Annotated in this window: 17 protein-coding genes; 9 read left to right on the top strand and 8 right to left on the bottom strand. The window is 63.6% G+C overall.

The window, feature by feature from the left end:
- The first annotated feature begins 363 nt into the window (after positions 1–363).
- Both AC5RVN_RS04975 and AC5RVN_RS04970 read left to right on the top strand, forming a co-directional pair.
- On the top strand, positions 364–1,557 hold the full coding sequence (locus tag AC5RVN_RS04975; RefSeq protein ID WP_494137242.1) for a phosphotransferase: 1,194 nt from the start codon (positions 364–366) through the stop codon (positions 1,555–1,557).
- Between the two features lie 123 nt (positions 1,558–1,680).
- Positions 1,681–2,250: a dihydrofolate reductase family protein gene (locus AC5RVN_RS04970; protein ID WP_494137241.1), complete on the top strand. Its 570-nt coding sequence runs from the start codon at positions 1,681–1,683 to the stop codon at positions 2,248–2,250.
- Between the two features lie 190 nt (positions 2,251–2,440).
- On the opposite strand, the gene AC5RVN_RS04965 is transcribed toward AC5RVN_RS04970, so the two are convergent.
- From AC5RVN_RS04965 to AC5RVN_RS04950, 4 genes are all read right to left on the bottom strand, one after another.
- Positions 2,441–3,100 (bottom strand): hypothetical protein, encoded by a 660-nt coding sequence (locus AC5RVN_RS04965; RefSeq protein ID WP_494137240.1) that lies wholly within the window; start codon positions 3,098–3,100, stop codon positions 2,441–2,443.
- Positions 3,101–3,149: 49 nt separating this feature from the next.
- The gene (locus tag AC5RVN_RS04960; protein WP_494039653.1) at positions 3,150–3,857 is read right to left on the bottom strand and encodes a class F sortase; all 708 of its coding nucleotides are present in this window, start codon (positions 3,855–3,857) and stop codon (positions 3,150–3,152) included.
- A 21-nt stretch (positions 3,858–3,878) separates the two neighbouring features.
- The gene (locus AC5RVN_RS04955) at positions 3,879–4,655 is read right to left on the bottom strand and encodes a hypothetical protein (RefSeq protein ID WP_494137239.1); all 777 of its coding nucleotides are present in this window, start codon (positions 4,653–4,655) and stop codon (positions 3,879–3,881) included.
- Positions 4,656–4,899: 244 nt separating this feature from the next.
- Positions 4,900–5,241 (bottom strand): SRPBCC family protein, encoded by a 342-nt coding sequence (locus tag AC5RVN_RS04950; RefSeq protein ID WP_494039655.1) that lies wholly within the window; start codon positions 5,239–5,241, stop codon positions 4,900–4,902.
- 214 nt (positions 5,242–5,455) lie between these two features.
- Here AC5RVN_RS04950 and AC5RVN_RS04945 point away from each other — a divergent pair, with 214 nt between their 5' ends.
- Positions 5,456–7,054, top strand: a complete 1,599-nt coding sequence (locus AC5RVN_RS04945) for an ABC-F family ATP-binding cassette domain-containing protein (RefSeq protein WP_494039656.1) — start codon at positions 5,456–5,458, stop codon at positions 7,052–7,054.
- An 11-nt stretch (positions 7,055–7,065) separates the two neighbouring features.
- Here the strand turns inward: AC5RVN_RS04945 and AC5RVN_RS04940 are convergent, their stop codons facing one another.
- The 3 genes from AC5RVN_RS04940 to AC5RVN_RS04930 are packed head-to-tail and all read right to left on the bottom strand — an operon-like array spanning position 7,066 to position 8,642.
- Positions 7,066–7,941 carry an SURF1 family cytochrome oxidase biogenesis protein gene (locus AC5RVN_RS04940; RefSeq protein ID WP_494137238.1) on the bottom strand — a complete coding sequence of 292 codons (876 nt, stop codon included), beginning with the start codon at positions 7,939–7,941 and terminating at the stop codon, positions 7,066–7,068.
- The gene (locus AC5RVN_RS04935; protein WP_494039658.1) at positions 7,942–8,208 is read right to left on the bottom strand and encodes a hypothetical protein; all 267 of its coding nucleotides are present in this window, start codon (positions 8,206–8,208) and stop codon (positions 7,942–7,944) included. It abuts the gene before it with no gap.
- Positions 8,205–8,642: a DUF3099 domain-containing protein gene (locus AC5RVN_RS04930; RefSeq protein ID WP_494137426.1), complete on the bottom strand. Its 438-nt coding sequence runs from the start codon at positions 8,640–8,642 to the stop codon at positions 8,205–8,207. The genes AC5RVN_RS04935 and AC5RVN_RS04930 overlap by 4 nt, the downstream gene beginning before the upstream one ends.
- A 151-nt stretch (positions 8,643–8,793) precedes the next feature.
- Between AC5RVN_RS04930 and AC5RVN_RS04925 the strand changes: the two genes are divergently transcribed.
- Together AC5RVN_RS04925 and AC5RVN_RS04920 are read left to right on the top strand one after the other, a co-directional pair.
- Positions 8,794–9,519 carry a beta-ketoacyl-ACP reductase gene (locus AC5RVN_RS04925; RefSeq protein ID WP_494104782.1) on the top strand — a complete coding sequence of 242 codons (726 nt, stop codon included), beginning with the start codon at positions 8,794–8,796 and terminating at the stop codon, positions 9,517–9,519.
- Positions 9,520–9,643: 124 nt separating this feature from the next.
- A complete protein-coding gene (locus AC5RVN_RS04920; RefSeq protein ID WP_494137237.1) occupies positions 9,644–10,408 on the top strand; it encodes an SDR family oxidoreductase in 765 nt (254 codons plus the stop codon).
- A 92-nt stretch (positions 10,409–10,500) separates the two neighbouring features.
- On the opposite strand, the gene serB is transcribed toward AC5RVN_RS04920, so the two are convergent.
- Positions 10,501–11,394, bottom strand: coding sequence for a phosphoserine phosphatase SerB (serB, locus tag AC5RVN_RS04915; protein WP_494137236.1), 894 nt, complete (start codon positions 11,392–11,394; stop codon positions 10,501–10,503).
- Positions 11,395–11,541: 147 nt separating this feature from the next.
- Between serB and AC5RVN_RS04910 the strand changes: the two genes are divergently transcribed.
- The 4 genes from AC5RVN_RS04910 to AC5RVN_RS04895 all read left to right on the top strand — a co-directional run bounded on the left by AC5RVN_RS04910 (position 11,542) and on the right by AC5RVN_RS04895 (position 14,343).
- Positions 11,542–12,327, top strand: coding sequence for an ABC transporter ATP-binding protein (locus AC5RVN_RS04910; protein WP_494137235.1), 786 nt, complete (start codon positions 11,542–11,544; stop codon positions 12,325–12,327).
- Between the two features lie 16 nt (positions 12,328–12,343).
- Complete coding sequence (locus AC5RVN_RS04905; RefSeq protein WP_494039663.1) at positions 12,344–13,129, top strand: sulfite exporter TauE/SafE family protein; 786 nt, start codon at positions 12,344–12,346, stop codon at positions 13,127–13,129.
- Between the two features lie 7 nt (positions 13,130–13,136).
- Positions 13,137–13,946 carry a TrmH family RNA methyltransferase gene (locus AC5RVN_RS04900; protein WP_494039664.1) on the top strand — a complete coding sequence of 270 codons (810 nt, stop codon included), beginning with the start codon at positions 13,137–13,139 and terminating at the stop codon, positions 13,944–13,946.
- 139 nt (positions 13,947–14,085) lie between these two features.
- Positions 14,086–14,343, top strand: coding sequence for a type B 50S ribosomal protein L31 (locus AC5RVN_RS04895; protein ID WP_387552515.1), 258 nt, complete (start codon positions 14,086–14,088; stop codon positions 14,341–14,343).
- Positions 14,344–14,446 lie beyond the last annotated feature (103 nt).

The raw sequence follows: 14,446 nt of genomic DNA, 5'->3' as shown, positions 1-14,446 counted from the left end.
AGCGAACTGCTGGCCTGAGGTTGCTCAACGAAGGTTCGCCATAGCGGTTCGCTGTTTTCGCGGCCGACAGCTCCAGGCCGGTGGTCCCTCGTCCGACCGTGCACTATGTGAATCACGCCCAGCCAAAGGCAGGCAATAAGAAGAACAAGCGCAAGGTACCAAAGCGCACTCTCCGCAGTGTCCCACCGGCAACACCCGCCGGGGGCCAGGACGCACTGCCGTGGACAGGAACAGGCTTAGGTAAGTCTCGCTGACCGCTCAGACCCCTTTGTGCTGGGCGCTTAAGAACGCTGTGCTTATTGTCCGGCAGGGCTGCCTGATGTCTAATTACATCCGGGTGGAGAGGCTCTTGGGAGCGTAGTCATGCAACCTAAACAGTGGCCGGAGCTCGAGACTTTGGGGCCAGCTGCCCCTGACGCTGGGTTTTTAAGCCGCGTCGCTGCTTTGGCATTGAACGAACCCGGCGTGGAAGTTCTTTCTGTTGGCGTATCCAGCATTGGTCCTCCTGTTCTGAACATGACCACCGGCGGATTGTGGCAAGTCTATGGTTTGGCCCGTCCAACAGGTTCTCCCTCATCGACCCTGAAGTTCAGTGTTGTGGTCAAGCTCCTGCAATCGCCATTGTTGTGGTCCGGTATTGATCGGGTACCGGTGGAGTTCCGGCCGGGCTTGGTGGCGAATTATCCGTGGCGGACGGAGGCTGAGGTTTACGCCTCAGAGTTGTCCGTAGCGATGCCGCTGAACAGCCGCCTGCCCGACACCTTTGGCGTCGTGGAACTGGGGACGGATCGGGCAGCTGTCTGGATGGAGGATGTTGCCTGGAGTGCTCAAGCCGAATGGTCAGATAAGCAATTCATAGACGCAGCCCAGATGCTTGGCTTCCTGGCGGGGAGTGACGCAGTCAGGCATTGCACCGAGGTAATTGAAAACATCAGGCGCCCGGACCGGTTGAAGTACTTCCTGGCTGGAGTGGGGGAAGCCGTGTTGATACCGGCCATCAAAGGCGACCAGCTATGGGCTCATCCTGCTGTAGCGGCCCATTCGGATACTGTCCTTATCTCGGAGCTGCGCTCCTTCGTGGATCAATCCGGTTCACTGGTGGAGGAAATGATGAATTTGCCGGTGTTGCCGGCGCACGGCGATGCGTGTCCGCAGAACCTCTTGATCGAGGGGAAGGACCCCCTCACAGGTTCTACGAGATTTGTTGTAGTCGACTGGGGGATGTTCGGGCAGGTCTGTGCAGGGTATGACCTGGCACAGTTGCTCGCCGGTCGGGTCAACGAGGGAACAATGCCAGGGGCTGCGTTGGAACACCTCGAACCGCTTTGTGTCGGCGCTTACTGCGACGGCTTGGCCGAAGCGGGGACCACTGTCCCGCGGAACCAGGTCCGCCGGGGTCTGGCTGTATCAATCGCCGTTTTCTCCGGTCTCACTGCTGTCGTGAGTGACCGGTTAACGGACGAGGACACAGTTGAGGTCCGGTCCCTCATAGCGGGCCGACTCGATATGGTGCGTTTCGTGCTGAACCTACTCGCGGCAACGGCCCCATGGTCGTAACCGGAATCCGGCACAAACCACGACGGTGTTGGAGTAGGTGCGATCGGGGCTTCAATAAAAAACGGCGCCGGCAGTAAGTACAGCCTGGTAAACACTGGACGCACGTAGAGGGAGAGCAGCGGTATGAGACCACTTCGATACTCGATCAACGTCACGCTTGACGGCTGCTGTCATCACGAGGCAGGACTTCCCCCGGACGAAGAGTCGATGCGCTTCTGGACTGCTGAGGTGGAGCGAGCCGATGCCTTGTTATTCGGCCGAGTGACCTACGAAATGATGGAGTCGGCGTGGCGAAAGCCTGCCATCGGCACCTGGCCTGACTGGATGGAGGAGTGGCAGATCCCGTTCGCCGAGACCATAGACCGGGCGAAAAAGTACGTCGTGTCGAGCACGCTGAGCGGGGTTGATTGGAATGCGGAGTTGGTGCGAAATGACGTGAGGCATGCGGTTCAGCGGCTCAAGCAGGAGTCAGGAGAGGGCCTGTGGGTGGGTGGTGTGATGCTCCCTCTGGGGTTGGCAGATCTTGGATTGATCGACGAGTACAAGTTCCTTGTGCAACCGGTCCTTGCCGGAGGTGGGCCGACGTTGCTCGCCGGTCTGCGCGATCCAATCCAGCTCGAGTTCGTGGACCGCTATGAGTTACGGTCAGGGGCTGTCGCGCTGAAATACCGGCCTAAGCGAGTTACAGCTTGAGGTGATTGGTCCATGGTGGGTGCTGGCCTGATCCCTGCAACAACGCCCTGGGTGCCATCGGCCGCCGCAGGAGAAGGACGTCCTAGTGGCGGCCGCGCCGGCAGGCAGACTGCAGCTAGAGATGTGGATTCAGGAAAGGATCCTTCAATGCGATGGTTGTAGGCGACTGGTGAGCGTTCCTGAGGCGGGGTTAGGGGTGTTCGATCCAGCAGGCGAGGATGGTGGTGGAGAGCTGGTAAGCCAGCGCATTCCGGGTAATGCTGTCCGGGCCCAGGGTCGAGGGAAGGTCGGTGGCGTCTACCTGGAGTACGAAGCTGTCCTTTTGAAAAGCTGCTGACCCAGCCGCGGCTTCGTAGGCGGGGAATCCCAGGTTTGCGAGGCCTTCGATGGGGGTCGCGTCTTTCGCCAGGGCCTCCATCGCATCAAAGTATTTCAGGGCAGTGGCCCGGTCTTTTGCTTCCCTGACCGAGATGACCAGGTCCCCTTCGGCCAGGTGGTAGGTGCAGGTGAAGGTGCTGTCGGCCCAGTCGTTGATAGTGTGTGGCTCGGTGTCCAGGTCAAGGATGGACGTGAGGCGATCCTTTGGCTGGTCCCCGCAGACCATGAGGGCCGCATCACTGGGCCCGTCAGCCTTACTCGCGCGAGGTGACGAGGACCCGTCCCCGTGGTGCCCGTCCCCATGGTGCCCGCCGCCGTTACTGCCGGTGGGTCCGGCCTCGGGTGAAGTATCCGACGCTGCAGAGACAGCAGACGGCGCAGTAGCGGATCCGGTTGCTGTTGCTGTTGCGCAACCGGAGAGCAGCAGGCCAGCCAGGGCAAGCAGGGCCAGTAAAGGTGTGTGCTGTTTCATGCTCTTTCCGTCCTTGCCGTCACGGGCGATGCCGGTGCGCGGTGCGTGGTCAGGCTTTGAGGGTGGCGTATATGACGTAGTTGTCATCAAACTCGCCGGTGGCGGCATCGTAGCCGTCGCAGGTGATGAGCCGGAGCTCGGCGGCGTCGGTGTTGCCATAGACCTCGAGGGTGGGGAACTGGTTCTTGGGGTAGAGGGCTCCGCGGTCCACGGTGAACACTGCGGTGCTGCCGTCGGCCCGGGAGACGTTAATTTCAGCGCCGGGGGTGAGTTTTCTCAGGTCGGCGAAGACGCCTTTGTTCCCGCCCAGGGCGTTGACGTGGCCCAGGATGACTGAAGGGCCGCGTTCCCCGGGAGTGGGGGAGCCGTCGTACCAGCTGGCAGGTGTTCCGCTCCCGGTATCTTCTGGTACTTCCAGGGAGCCGTTGTCCTCCAGGCCCAAGTGGAGAAGGTCTGATCGGACCCCGATGGATGGGATGGTCAGGGTGACCGGGGCCGAAGCGGCCAGGACCGGGGGAAGTTGCCGTGCGGGCGGGGCCGCCACGGGGCCAGCAGGTGCCGGGGTTGTCGCAGTTGTGGACGGAACGGCAGGAGTAATGGGCGCCGCGGGGGATGAGGCGGAGGTTGCAGGGGCCGGGCCGGCGCCGGGGGCGTCAATGGGTCCGCCCGCGCAACCGGCGAGGGTCAGGGCGAGCAGAACCCCGCCCGCCGCGGAGGCCCCTAGACCTCCACGGCGGCCGGGCTTCAACTTTGTCACTGTAGTGATCCGATCAGCTCGTTAGGCTGCTGCGCCGGCGGTCCGGCGGCGAACAACGTAGGCTCCACCGGCGATGGCCATGAGGGCCAGGCCGGAACCGATAGCGAGGGCGCCGGTGTCGGTACCGGTTTCGGTGGCTATGCCGGTTGCTGCTCCGCCTGCAGGCATCTTCATCTGTCCGGCGGTTAACGTCCCGCACAGGGCGGGGGAGGTCGCTGCCAGGGGAAGTTCGGGGACAAGGTCGGACTTGGCTGCCGCGCCGGCCGGGCTGAGGGTGGCGGGGTCAAGACCGTGAACAACGACGACGGCGGTGCCGGCTTCTAGGGCTGCCTTGGTCTCGGGGTTCAGTTCGAACGTGCGGTCAACGGTGTAGGCAGCGCCCTGGCCGGCGACTTTGAGGTCAAGGCCTGCTGCGGGGCTGGTGTCCCCGCTGGTGGAGAGGGTGGTAACGATGCCGCCGTAGGACGCTGCGCCTTCTGTGGTGGAGATGACCTGGTCACCATCCTTATCAGCCGCGGGGGCAGGGCAGACGCCCTGGGCTCCGCCGTGGATGTGCTGGACGTGCGGGTATGGGGCGTCCATGAAAGTCGCGGGCATACCCGAAACGTTCAGGACCACGTGGGCCTGGTTTCCCGTGACGTCAACAGTGATGGTGCCTGAGCCGGCGCTGCCGTTGAGCTGGGACAGGGTCGACTGGTAATGATCAGCCCCGTCATGGGCAACGGCTGCGGTGCCGGAGAGGGCAAGTGCGCCCAAAGCAAGGGTAGGTACTGCCATGAAGCGGAGTGTCTTGTTCATTCGAAAAATCTCCTCGTACACGCGCGTGTGATGTTGGCGCCCCAAGGGAAAGGGGTCACAGGTACTTCGAGGCAGACCAACGCCGGGATGGGTACGAATATGTCTCGGAGCACATTGCTCCTGGTGAAATGCGGATGATGCCAAAACCGAAGCCCAACTACTGCAGTAATGCTTCTCCGTCTTCATCCCCTATGGCGCACGATTGCCAGGAGGTGCCGGCCGCTTTGTCTTGGAAGTGGATGCGTTAATGACTAGCTCTAGCTGTTCCCGCTGACCTGGCGGCGTCATCAGTGAACTCGTGCTCGTGCCGAAAGCGCCGGAAGGGACCCTTGATCTGCTCATCAGCAAAGTAATCGGGGGGATTGAACTCCGTGATCCGGGTCGTCATCCGGAGCGGAAGGCCGAAGTGCCACCCCCGCCACGTCACTTCCTCGCCCATGCCGATGTGGCCGGTTGTCACGCCGGCAACGGCCTTCTCGCGGGACCTGGCCATCGATTCCTTGTGTACGTCGATGCTCCGCGCAAGATCAAACAATTCCCGCCGGCCCAGCGTGCTCCGCGTGATGCATTCGAAGTAGACAGCCATTGGGCCAGCGTATTCCAGTTATGCGTTCCCGCATCGCAGGGCTGGCGCTGATCGTCTGGCTAACCCGGGACAGAGCACTTCCGGCAGTACCCGGTACTGCGGGGAAGGCGCGGGCGGTAGACTTGAGTAGGCCGTTCTCCGGCCATTGCCGCCCATGCCCACCACAGACGCTCTGGGCTGCGGCTTATCCCTGCTGTGAAAGGCTTTACCTGCTGTGATTACTGTCCAGGATCTTGAACTGCGCGCCGGCGCCCGGCTCCTGATGGACCAGGTGAGCTTCCGCATTGACAAGGGAGACAAGATCGGCCTGGTGGGCCGCAATGGTGCCGGGAAGACGACGCTGACACGGGTCTTGGCGGGGGAGGGGCTGCCTGCCGCCGGCAAAGTCACGCGCACCGGCGAGATCGGCTACCTGCCCCAGGATCCCCGCACCCCGGACATGGAGCAGCTCGCACGCGACCGCATCCTGTCCGTGCGCGGCCTGGACATCGCCGTCGGCAAGCTCCGCCTGGCGCACGAAGAGATGGCCAGCGAGGACGCCGCGGTCCAGCGCAAGGCGATGAACCGGTATGACCGGCTCGAGTCCGAGTTCCTGGCAGCCGGCGGGTACGCCGCCGAAGCCGAAGCCGCGGCCATCTGCTCCAACCTGGCTCTGCCTGACCGCCTGCTGAACCAGCCTCTGAAAACCCTCTCCGGTGGCCAGCGGCGCCGTGTGGAGCTGGCCCGGATCCTCTACTCGGACGCCGAGACCATGCTCCTTGACGAGCCCACCAACCACCTCGATGCCGATTCCATCGCCTGGCTCCGGGACTTCCTGAAAAACCACCAGGGCGGGCTGATCGTGATCAGCCACGACACCGAGCTGCTCGAAGCCACCGTCAACAAGGTTTTCCTGCTGGATGCCAACCGCGCGCAGATCGACTTCTACAACATGGACTGGAAGCGTTACCTCACGCAGCGCGAAACGGACGAACGCGCCCGCAAGCGTGAGCGGGCCAACGCTGAGAAGAAAGCCCAGGTCCTGTTTGACCAGGCCAACAAGATGCGCGCCAAGGCTACCAAGGCCGTCGCGGCGCAAAACATGGCCAAGCGCGCGGAGCGCCTGCTCAGTGGCCTGGAGGCCGTCCGCGAGCAGGACCGCGTGGCAGCACTGCGCTTCCCGGATCCCTCGCCCTGCGGCCGGACTCCGCTCACGGCTGAGGGCCTTAGCAAGTCCTATGGTTCGCTGGAAATCTTTACGGATGTGGACCTCGCCATCGACCGCGGATCCAAGGTGGTCATCCTTGGCCTCAACGGCGCCGGCAAGACCACCCTTTTGCGGATGCTGGCGGGCGTGGACCAGCCTGACACCGGTGACGTGATTGCCGGGCACGGCCTGAAGGTGGGCTACTACGCCCAGGAACACGAGACGCTGGACGTGAACCGTACCGTCCTGGAGAACATGCGTTCCGCCGCTCCCGACATGAAGGACGCAGAGGTGCGCGGCATCCTGGGCTCCTTCCTGTTCTCGGGCGACGACGTCGACAAGCCCGCCGGCGTCCTGTCCGGCGGTGAGAAGACCCGCCTCGCCCTGGCCACCATCGTCGCTTCCAGCGCCAACGTCCTGCTCCTGGACGAGCCGACCAACAACCTCGACCCCGCCAGCCGCGCCGAAATCCTGGGCGCCCTGAGGAACTACAGCGGCGCCGTCGTCCTGGTCAGCCATGACGAGGGAGCGGTTGAAGCGCTCAATCCCGAGCGCGTTGTCCTGCTGCCTGACGGCATCGAGGACCACTGGAACGAAGACTACCTGGACCTGATAACCCTGGCTTAGGCCCGGATAGCTCAGTACCCCTGCGCGTCCAGCAGGGCGTCTTCCTCTTCTTCCGCCGTCGCCTTCTTCCGCTTCCGCGGGGCAGGCTGACGACGGCGGGCTGACGCGGCCGCCGAGTGGAGTGCACCCCCTGATGACTCGTCGTCGTCCTCTGCATCAATTGCGGCGTTGCGGGCCTGCTGGCGGGCAGCGTAGCCGAAACCCACAAACATCAGCACGCCAAACGCAAACCATTGGAGCGAGTAGGACAGGTGCGTGCCCTCCTCGGTCGACGGCTTCGGGAACGGAAGGGGCATTTCCGCAGCGGGGGGCGTCTCGGAAGCGAGCTGGCCGTACGCCCCGGTGAGCAGGGGATACCCGAGCTGCGCGGAGTAGGCGGCGAGGTCGATGGAGGCCAGCTGGCCCTCCGGCGCACCCCGCTGCAGTTCAGGCTCAGGATGCTTCAAGCGGACGACGGCGGTGACCTCGCCTGCCGGAGGTTCAGGCACCGAGTCAGGGCTGCCGGGATTCCTGTTGCCGATGGGAAGCCACCCCCGGTCAATCACAACTGTTTCTCCCGTGGCGAGGCGGAACGGGACCACAACTTCGTATCCCGGCTGCCCATTCAGCGGGCGGTTCCGCACCACGCGCTGCTCGTCGGCGAGGTACGAGCCTTTCAGCTCCACCTGGGTCCACTCCATCGCGGGGTCCAGCCGGTTGAACTGTTCACGGGCATCAGCAAAGGAAATGGGCGTTGCCGAGTAGTTGGTGACAACACGGTTGATCTCGGCCAGGGTCTCTGCCCGGCGGTCCATCTGCCAGCGGCCCAGGAAGACGCAGGCGGAGGCGAAGATGGCGGCCAGCAAAAGATAACCCAGCCACTTGCTGGAGAACAGGAAGCGGTACATTCAGTTGTCCTGCTCCAGGGAGTCGAGAGGGGAAACAGCCTCGAAAATGACCGTTTCCTTCCACAGCCCCCGGGTCTGCAGGTAGTCCTCCAGCCACTCCCGGTGCTCTCCGCAGGCCAGCCAAATCTTGCGGCGCTCGGGGGAGTGGATCTTGGGGTTGTTCCATAAAAGTTGCCAGGAGGCCTGGGAACGGCATGCTTTCCGGGAGCAGACGGCGGTTTCCATTGCTGTGGGACCTGATTCTGCAGCGAAGTCAAAAATACTCATGATGCCCTCCGCTCCTGTCCGGATGTTTCTTCGTCGTCGTCGTCGGTTATCAGCTCACCCTGCAGGACCTCGCTGCCGGGCTCACCGTTGTCGAACGGGGCGGGCGGGCTTTCGATCTCTGCCAATGGCGCTGAATCCAACAGCAAATCACTGTGGGCCTCGGCTTTGTCATCACCGTTGGCTATAACAACCGCAATCCACGGCAGGAACACTGCCCCGGCCACCGCGATGATTTTAAACCAGCCGTCCACAACAAAGATCATGACAAGGCACACCATGCGAATTCCCATGGCCAGCGCGTACTTGATCATGCGCTGGCGCATCTCCGCAGAATGGGCCGCACCGGCATCCGTGATGCTGTGGACCTCCGCGTCACCGGAAAACTTCTCCGGTTCTCCGGGCACGGTTTGTCCCGCATGGTTTTCAAGGGTCACGGCGAATATCACGCTCCAAAGGCTTGGCATTAATTCTCTCACCAACAGCAGTGGCACCCAAACCACACCCTGGCCGAAGGCTAAGATCGAAGGCAGCCAAATCACCCCTTCCACCGCGGCGCAGCACGCCGCAGAAACCTGGAGCTTATACATGACTGAAGCAGCCACCTCCCCCCGCAGCGTCCTCATCACCGGCGGCAACCGCGGCATCGGCCTGGCCATTGCCGAAGCGTTCCTGGCCAACGGGGACAAAGTGGCCGTGACGTACCGCAGCGAGTCGAAGCTGCCGGAGGGGATTCTGGGCGTCAAGGCCGACGTCACAGACGAAGCCTCGGTGGACGCAGCCTTCAAGGAAGTCGAGGCTGCGCACGGGCCCGTGGAAGTCCTGGTGGCCAACGCCGGCATCACCAAGGACACCCTGCTGCTGCGCATGAGCGAAGACGATTTCACCTCGGTCATCGACACCAACCTCACCGGCGCGTTCCGCGTCATCAAGCGCGCCTCCAAAGGCATGATCCGCCTCCGCAAGGGCCGCGTGGTCTTGATTTCGTCCGTGTCCGGCCTGTACGGCGCTCCCGGCCAGATCAACTACTCCGCTTCCAAGGCCGGCCTCGTGGGCATCGCGCGTTCGCTGACCCGCGAGCTGGGTTCCCGTGGCATCACCGCGAACGTGGTGGCCCCCGGGTTCATCAACACGGATATGACCGCTGAGCTGCCCGAAGCCACGCAGAAGGACTACCTGTCCAGCATTCCGGCAGGGCGTTTTGCCGAGGCAACGGAGGTTGCCAACGTGGTGCGCTGGATCTCCAGCGAGGAAGCAGCCTACATCTCAGGCGCCGTAATCCCAGTTGACGGCGGACTGGGCATGGGCCACTGACGTCCCGCACACTAGGCGCCCGGTGCTTCTTTGTGGAACCCGGACAAGGGAATCCGCGTTGCCCGCTGGCATGATGGACTCCAGACCATCAGGAATTTAGACGTTTTGAACAAAGGGAACTCGTATGGGACTGCTGGACAACAAAACCGCCGTCGTCACCGGATCATCGCGCGGCATTGGCGCTGAGGTAGCCAAGATCCTCGCCGGCCAGGGTGCCGCCGTCGTGGTGAACTACCGCCAGAAGGCTCCGCGGGCCAACAAGGTGGTGCAGGGTATTGAAGCTGCCGGTGGCCGCGCCGTCGCCGTGGGCGCGGACCTCACCACGCAGGAAGGCGTCCAGGCGCTTGCCTCCGCCGCCATGGAAAACTTTGGAACGCTGGACATCCTGGTGCTGAACGCCTCCGGTGGAATGGAAACCGGCATGGGCGAGGACTACGCGCTCAAACTGAACCGCGACGCCCAGGTCAACATGCTCAACGCGGCCGTGCCCCTGATGAAGGAAGGCTCCCGCGTGGTTTTCGTTACCAGCCACCAGGCCCACTTCATCAACACTGTACCCACCATGGAGGCTTACGAGCCCGTGGCCCGCAGCAAGCGTGCCGGGGAGGATGCGCTGCGCGAGCTTATCCCCAGCCTTGCTGAGAAGGGCGTCACCCTGGTGGTGGTCTCCGGCGACATGATCGAGGGCACCGTCACTGCAACCCTGCTGGACCGCTCCACCCCCGGAGCCATCGAAGCGCGCCGCGCTGAAGCAGGCAAGCTGTACTCGGTCGAAGAGTTCGCGGAGGTGGTGGCCGGCATGGTCACCGCCGACGTCGAGTCCGGCCACACAGAATACGCCGGCGGCGCAGACTACTTCGGCGAGGGCGCGGACCAGCCGGCCAGTTAGGCTCCGCCTTCCTATCGAAATGACATGTCGCGGCAATGTTCCTGACGGACGCTGCCGCGACGTGTCATTTTCCGCTTAACCGGAAAGGGGCGTTAGACGTCTGCGACGTGGCGGACAGCGTCGAGGTACGGCATGTTGACGGCGGCGTCGGCAACGGCCCGCACCGCCGGCTTGGCATTAAACGCGACGCCTATCCCCGCCGCGCCGAGCATGTCCAGGTCGTTGGCGCCGTCGCCCACCGCGAGCGTGTGTTCCAGGGCGATGCCTTCGGCAGCGGCCCATTCGCGCAGGTACTTTTCCTTTGCGGCGCGGTCTACCACTGCGCCGAGCACCTTACCGGTCAGGACGCCGCCGACAATTTCCAGCTCATTTGCCTGCCAGTAGTCCAGTCCCAGCTCGCCGGCAATCGGCTCCAGGATCTGGTTGAACCCGCCGGACACCACCGCCACCACGTGGCCGGCAGCCTTGAAAGCTGCCACGAGCTCAGCGGCACCCTCGCTGAGTTTCACCTCTTCACGGACGGAATGGACGACGTCGGCCGGCAGCCCGGCGAGTACTTGCACCCGGGCGTGAAGACTTTGGGTGAAGTCCAATTCCCCGCGCATGGCAGCTTCGGTAACGGCGGCCACCTCTTCCCGTCTCCCCGCATACGCGGCAAGGAGTTCGATGACCTCCTGCTGGATCAGGGTGGAATCCACGTCCATGATCAGGAGCTTGCGGCCGGCCGAGCGGAGGCCGGCGGGAACGAGCGCAGTGTCCAGGCCGCTGATGGACGCCTGCGCGACGGCGCGGCGGAGCGGGGCGAGACCTGCCTCGGTTGCATCTGGAAGCTGAAGCTCAGCCACGTGGACCTGGTACCGTGCGTCGCCATGTTGGTTTTCGGACAAGACGGCGACGCCGTGCGCGGTGAGGACGGAACGCAGCTGCTCCAGCGCAGTCGGGGTCACACTCAGGCCATAGCTGACGGCAGTCACGTTCGAAGTCATGCCTGCAATCTTAGTCAGCGGGCGCGGCGCCCATTGAATTCATTGCGCATGCTTCAGCACCGGCCGGATTGCTTTGGCTGATAGCGCGATTCTGCGGCCGTTCGCCAGTTATCAGTCAGCCTCTTTTTTGTCCTAGTGTCTACTCCTATGAGTGATGTTCTGGAATTGGCTTCCGTCAGCGTTGTCCGAGGTAAAAAGACCCTTCTGGACAAGGTGGACTGGGAAGTCAATGAAGGCGAACGCTGGGTAATCCTGGGTCCCAACGGCGCAGGCAAAACCACTCTTCTCCAGATCGCAGCCGCCCGGATGCACCCCAGCAGCGGCAAGGCCGGCATCCTCGACGAAATCCTCGGGCACGTGGACGTTTTCGAACTCCGCCCCCGCATCGGTCTCTCCTCCGCGGCCCTCGCCACCCAGATCCCGGAACACGAAAACGTCCTCAACGTCGTGGTCACCGCCGCCTACGGCATCACCGGCCGCTGGCGTGAAGGATACGAACGCGACGACGAGCGCCGCGCTTTCCGCCTGCTCAACGACTGGGGGATGGGCCCGCTCCTGAACAGGACCTTCGCCACCTTGTCCGAAGGGGAGCGCAAGCGGGTTCAGATTGCCCGGGCCCTCATGACCGACCCCGAGCTGCTGCTGCTGGATGAACCCGCAGCCGGCCTGGACCTCGGCGGCCGCGAAGAGCTGGTCCACAAGCTCGGCGAACTTGCACGCGACGAGACCGCACCGGCCATGGTCCTGGTCACCCACCACCTCGAGGAAGTCCCGCCCGGGTTCACCCATGCCATGCTGCTGCGCGACGGTGGCGTGGTCGCCGCAGGCCCCATCACGGAAGTGCTGACCGCCGAGCACCTGAGTGCGACCTTCGGTCTCGCCCTGGACGTGTCCGTCAACGAGGGCCGGTACACCGCCGTCGCCAGCCGCTAAGCGGCAGCGCAGCACCTTGGACCTTCTCAGCAGCATCTTTGTGTCCATCGCCGGCCTCTGGGCCGGCACCATCAACGCCGTCGTTGGCTCCGGGACACTGGTAACGTTCCCTGTGCTCATCGCCCTGGGCGTCACCCCGGTGGTGGCCTCCATGAGCAACGCCATGGGGCTCGTCTTCGGTACCGCAGCCGGCGCCTTCGGCTACCGGCGCGAACTGAAGGGCCGCGGCCGGCAGCTGATGCGGCTGCTCCCCGCCTCGCTCCTGGGCGGGATCTCCGGCGCCTGGCTGCTCCTGCACCTGCCCGAAAAGGTCTTCCACTACGTTGCGCCCGTCCTTCTGGTGCTGGCTCTCCTGATGGTGGTGTTCCAGCCCCGCATGCAGGCCTGGGTCCGCAACCGGGAGGAAAACCCTGAGCATGCCGTGCGGGATAAACGGCACGGTGTCCTCCTGGTGGTGCTGGTCTACCTGGCCGGCGTATACGGCGGGTACTTTGTCGCGGCACAGGGGATCCTGCTGGTGGGCATCCTGGGCGTCTTCCTCACCGGCACCATCCAGAACGCCAACGCCATGAAGAACATCCTGGTGCTGGGCGTTAACCTGGTGGCGGCTGTCTCCTACCTGCTCTTCGCGTTCGACCGCATCAACTGGCTGGTGGTGCTGCTCATCGCCGTCAGCTCGAGCATCGGCGGCATCCTGGGCTCCAAAGTGGGCCGGCGGCTGTCCCCGAAGGTGCTGCGCGCCGTGATCTTCATCCTGGGCCTCGTGGCGCTGGGATTCATGATCGCGAATCTGCTGAAATAATCACCCGGTGACAATTCACTATCTCGAATCGGCCGCGGACCCCCGGGTTTCCGACTATACCCAGCTCACGGACGTGCACCTGCGGAAGCTCCGCGAACCGGCTGAAGGCATGTACATCGCCGAGTCCTCCCGAGTGCTGCGCCGCGCCTTGGCGGCCGGGCATCAGCCCCGCTCCTTCTTCCTCGCGGAAAAGTGGCTTGGTGACCTGCAGGACGTCCTCAGTGCCTACCCGCAGGTTCCGGCCTTCATCGGCAGCGCCGCCCTGCTGGAGGAAATCACCGGCTTCCACCTTCACCGCGGCGCCATGGCGGCCATGCAGCGCCCCGTGCCGGTACCGCTGCCGGAGCTCCTGGCCGGCGCCCGCAGGGTGGCGGTGCTGGAGGACATCGTGGACCACACCAACGTCGGTGCCATCTTCCGGTCCGCCGCCGCCCTGGACATCGATGCCGTCCTGGTCTCGCCCCGCTGTGGTGACCCCCTGTACCGCCGGAGCGTCCGCGTCAGCATGGGCACCGTCTTCCAGGTTCCGTGGGCCCGGCTGACCAGTTGGCCGGAAGACCTCCATACGCTCAAGGAGCAGGGATTCACCGTTGCTGCCCTGGAACTGACGGATGATGCACAGGACGTGGACAAGGTCGCGGCGCAGAACCCCGGACGCCTCGCCCTGGTGCTCGGCACCGAAGGCGCCGGCATGAGCGCCGGAACGCTCGCCGCCGTCGACCTCGCCGTCAAGATTCCCATGCGCAACGGCGTGGATTCGCTGAATGTTGCCGCAGCCTCGGCCGTTGCTTTCTGGGAGCTGCGGCACCGCGACTAAGCCGTTCAGGTGGTTCGCGGAGACCCCGGGTTTCAGCTATTATTGATAGCTGGCTGTCCTGCGTCCTCCGGGCACATGCGGCCATCCCATTCATACCTGGCAGCTGGCAAAATCCAGTTGTGCGAACAAAGGTCCCATTATGAAGTCTGAAATCCACCCGAAGTACGAAGCTGTTGTTTTCAACGACCTGGCCTCCGGCACGAAGTTCCTGACCAAGTCCACCGTGTCTTCCAAGAAGACCATCGAGTGGGAAGACGGAAACACCTACCCGGTTATCGACGTCGAAATCTCCTCTGAGTCCCACCCGTTCTACACGGGCAAGCAGCGCATCATGGACTCCGCAGGCCGCGTCGAGCGCTTCAACGCTCGCTTCAAGGGCTTCGGCGGCAAGAAGTAATTTTCTGTCTTCCAAACTTCAAGTGAAAGCCCGCACCGGAAACGGTGCGGGCTTTCCGCGTTAACGACAGGCCTGTTTTCGGGCCCCGGCCCTTTCTGGGGCA

Source organism: Arthrobacter sp. sptzw32 (assembly GCF_059089735.1).
Note: the sequence above shows the minus strand (reverse complement) of the source record. Positions and strands in the feature narration are given on the sequence as shown.

What these genes read in the sequence shown, in the direction of transcription:
- AC5RVN_RS04940 (WP_494137238.1), bottom strand. Translation starts at nt 7,941, where the DNA reads ATGTACCGCTTCCTGTTCTCCAGCAAGTGGCTGGGTTATCTTTTGCTG.
- AC5RVN_RS04925 (WP_494104782.1), top strand. Translation starts at nt 8,794, where the DNA reads ATGACTGAAGCAGCCACCTCCCCCCGCAGCGTCCTCATCACCGGCGGC.
- AC5RVN_RS04895 (WP_387552515.1), top strand. Translation starts at nt 14,086, where the DNA reads ATGAAGTCTGAAATCCACCCGAAGTACGAAGCTGTTGTTTTCAACGAC.
- serB (WP_494137236.1), bottom strand. Translation starts at nt 11,394, where the DNA reads ATGACTTCGAACGTGACTGCCGTCAGCTATGGCCTGAGTGTGACCCCG.
- AC5RVN_RS04955 (WP_494137239.1), bottom strand. Translation starts at nt 4,655, where the DNA reads ATGAACAAGACACTCCGCTTCATGGCAGTACCTACCCTTGCTTTGGGC.
- AC5RVN_RS04935 (WP_494039658.1), bottom strand. Translation starts at nt 8,208, where the DNA reads ATGAGTATTTTTGACTTCGCTGCAGAATCAGGTCCCACAGCAATGGAA.
- AC5RVN_RS04965 (WP_494137240.1), bottom strand. Translation starts at nt 3,100, where the DNA reads ATGAAACAGCACACACCTTTACTGGCCCTGCTTGCCCTGGCTGGCCTG.
- AC5RVN_RS04910 (WP_494137235.1), top strand. Translation starts at nt 11,542, where the DNA reads ATGAGTGATGTTCTGGAATTGGCTTCCGTCAGCGTTGTCCGAGGTAAA.
- AC5RVN_RS04920 (WP_494137237.1), top strand. Translation starts at nt 9,644, where the DNA reads ATGGGACTGCTGGACAACAAAACCGCCGTCGTCACCGGATCATCGCGC.
- AC5RVN_RS04975 (WP_494137242.1), top strand. Translation starts at nt 364, where the DNA reads ATGCAACCTAAACAGTGGCCGGAGCTCGAGACTTTGGGGCCAGCTGCC.
- AC5RVN_RS04970 (WP_494137241.1), top strand. Translation starts at nt 1,681, where the DNA reads ATGAGACCACTTCGATACTCGATCAACGTCACGCTTGACGGCTGCTGT.
- AC5RVN_RS04950 (WP_494039655.1), bottom strand. Translation starts at nt 5,241, where the DNA reads ATGGCTGTCTACTTCGAATGCATCACGCGGAGCACGCTGGGCCGGCGG.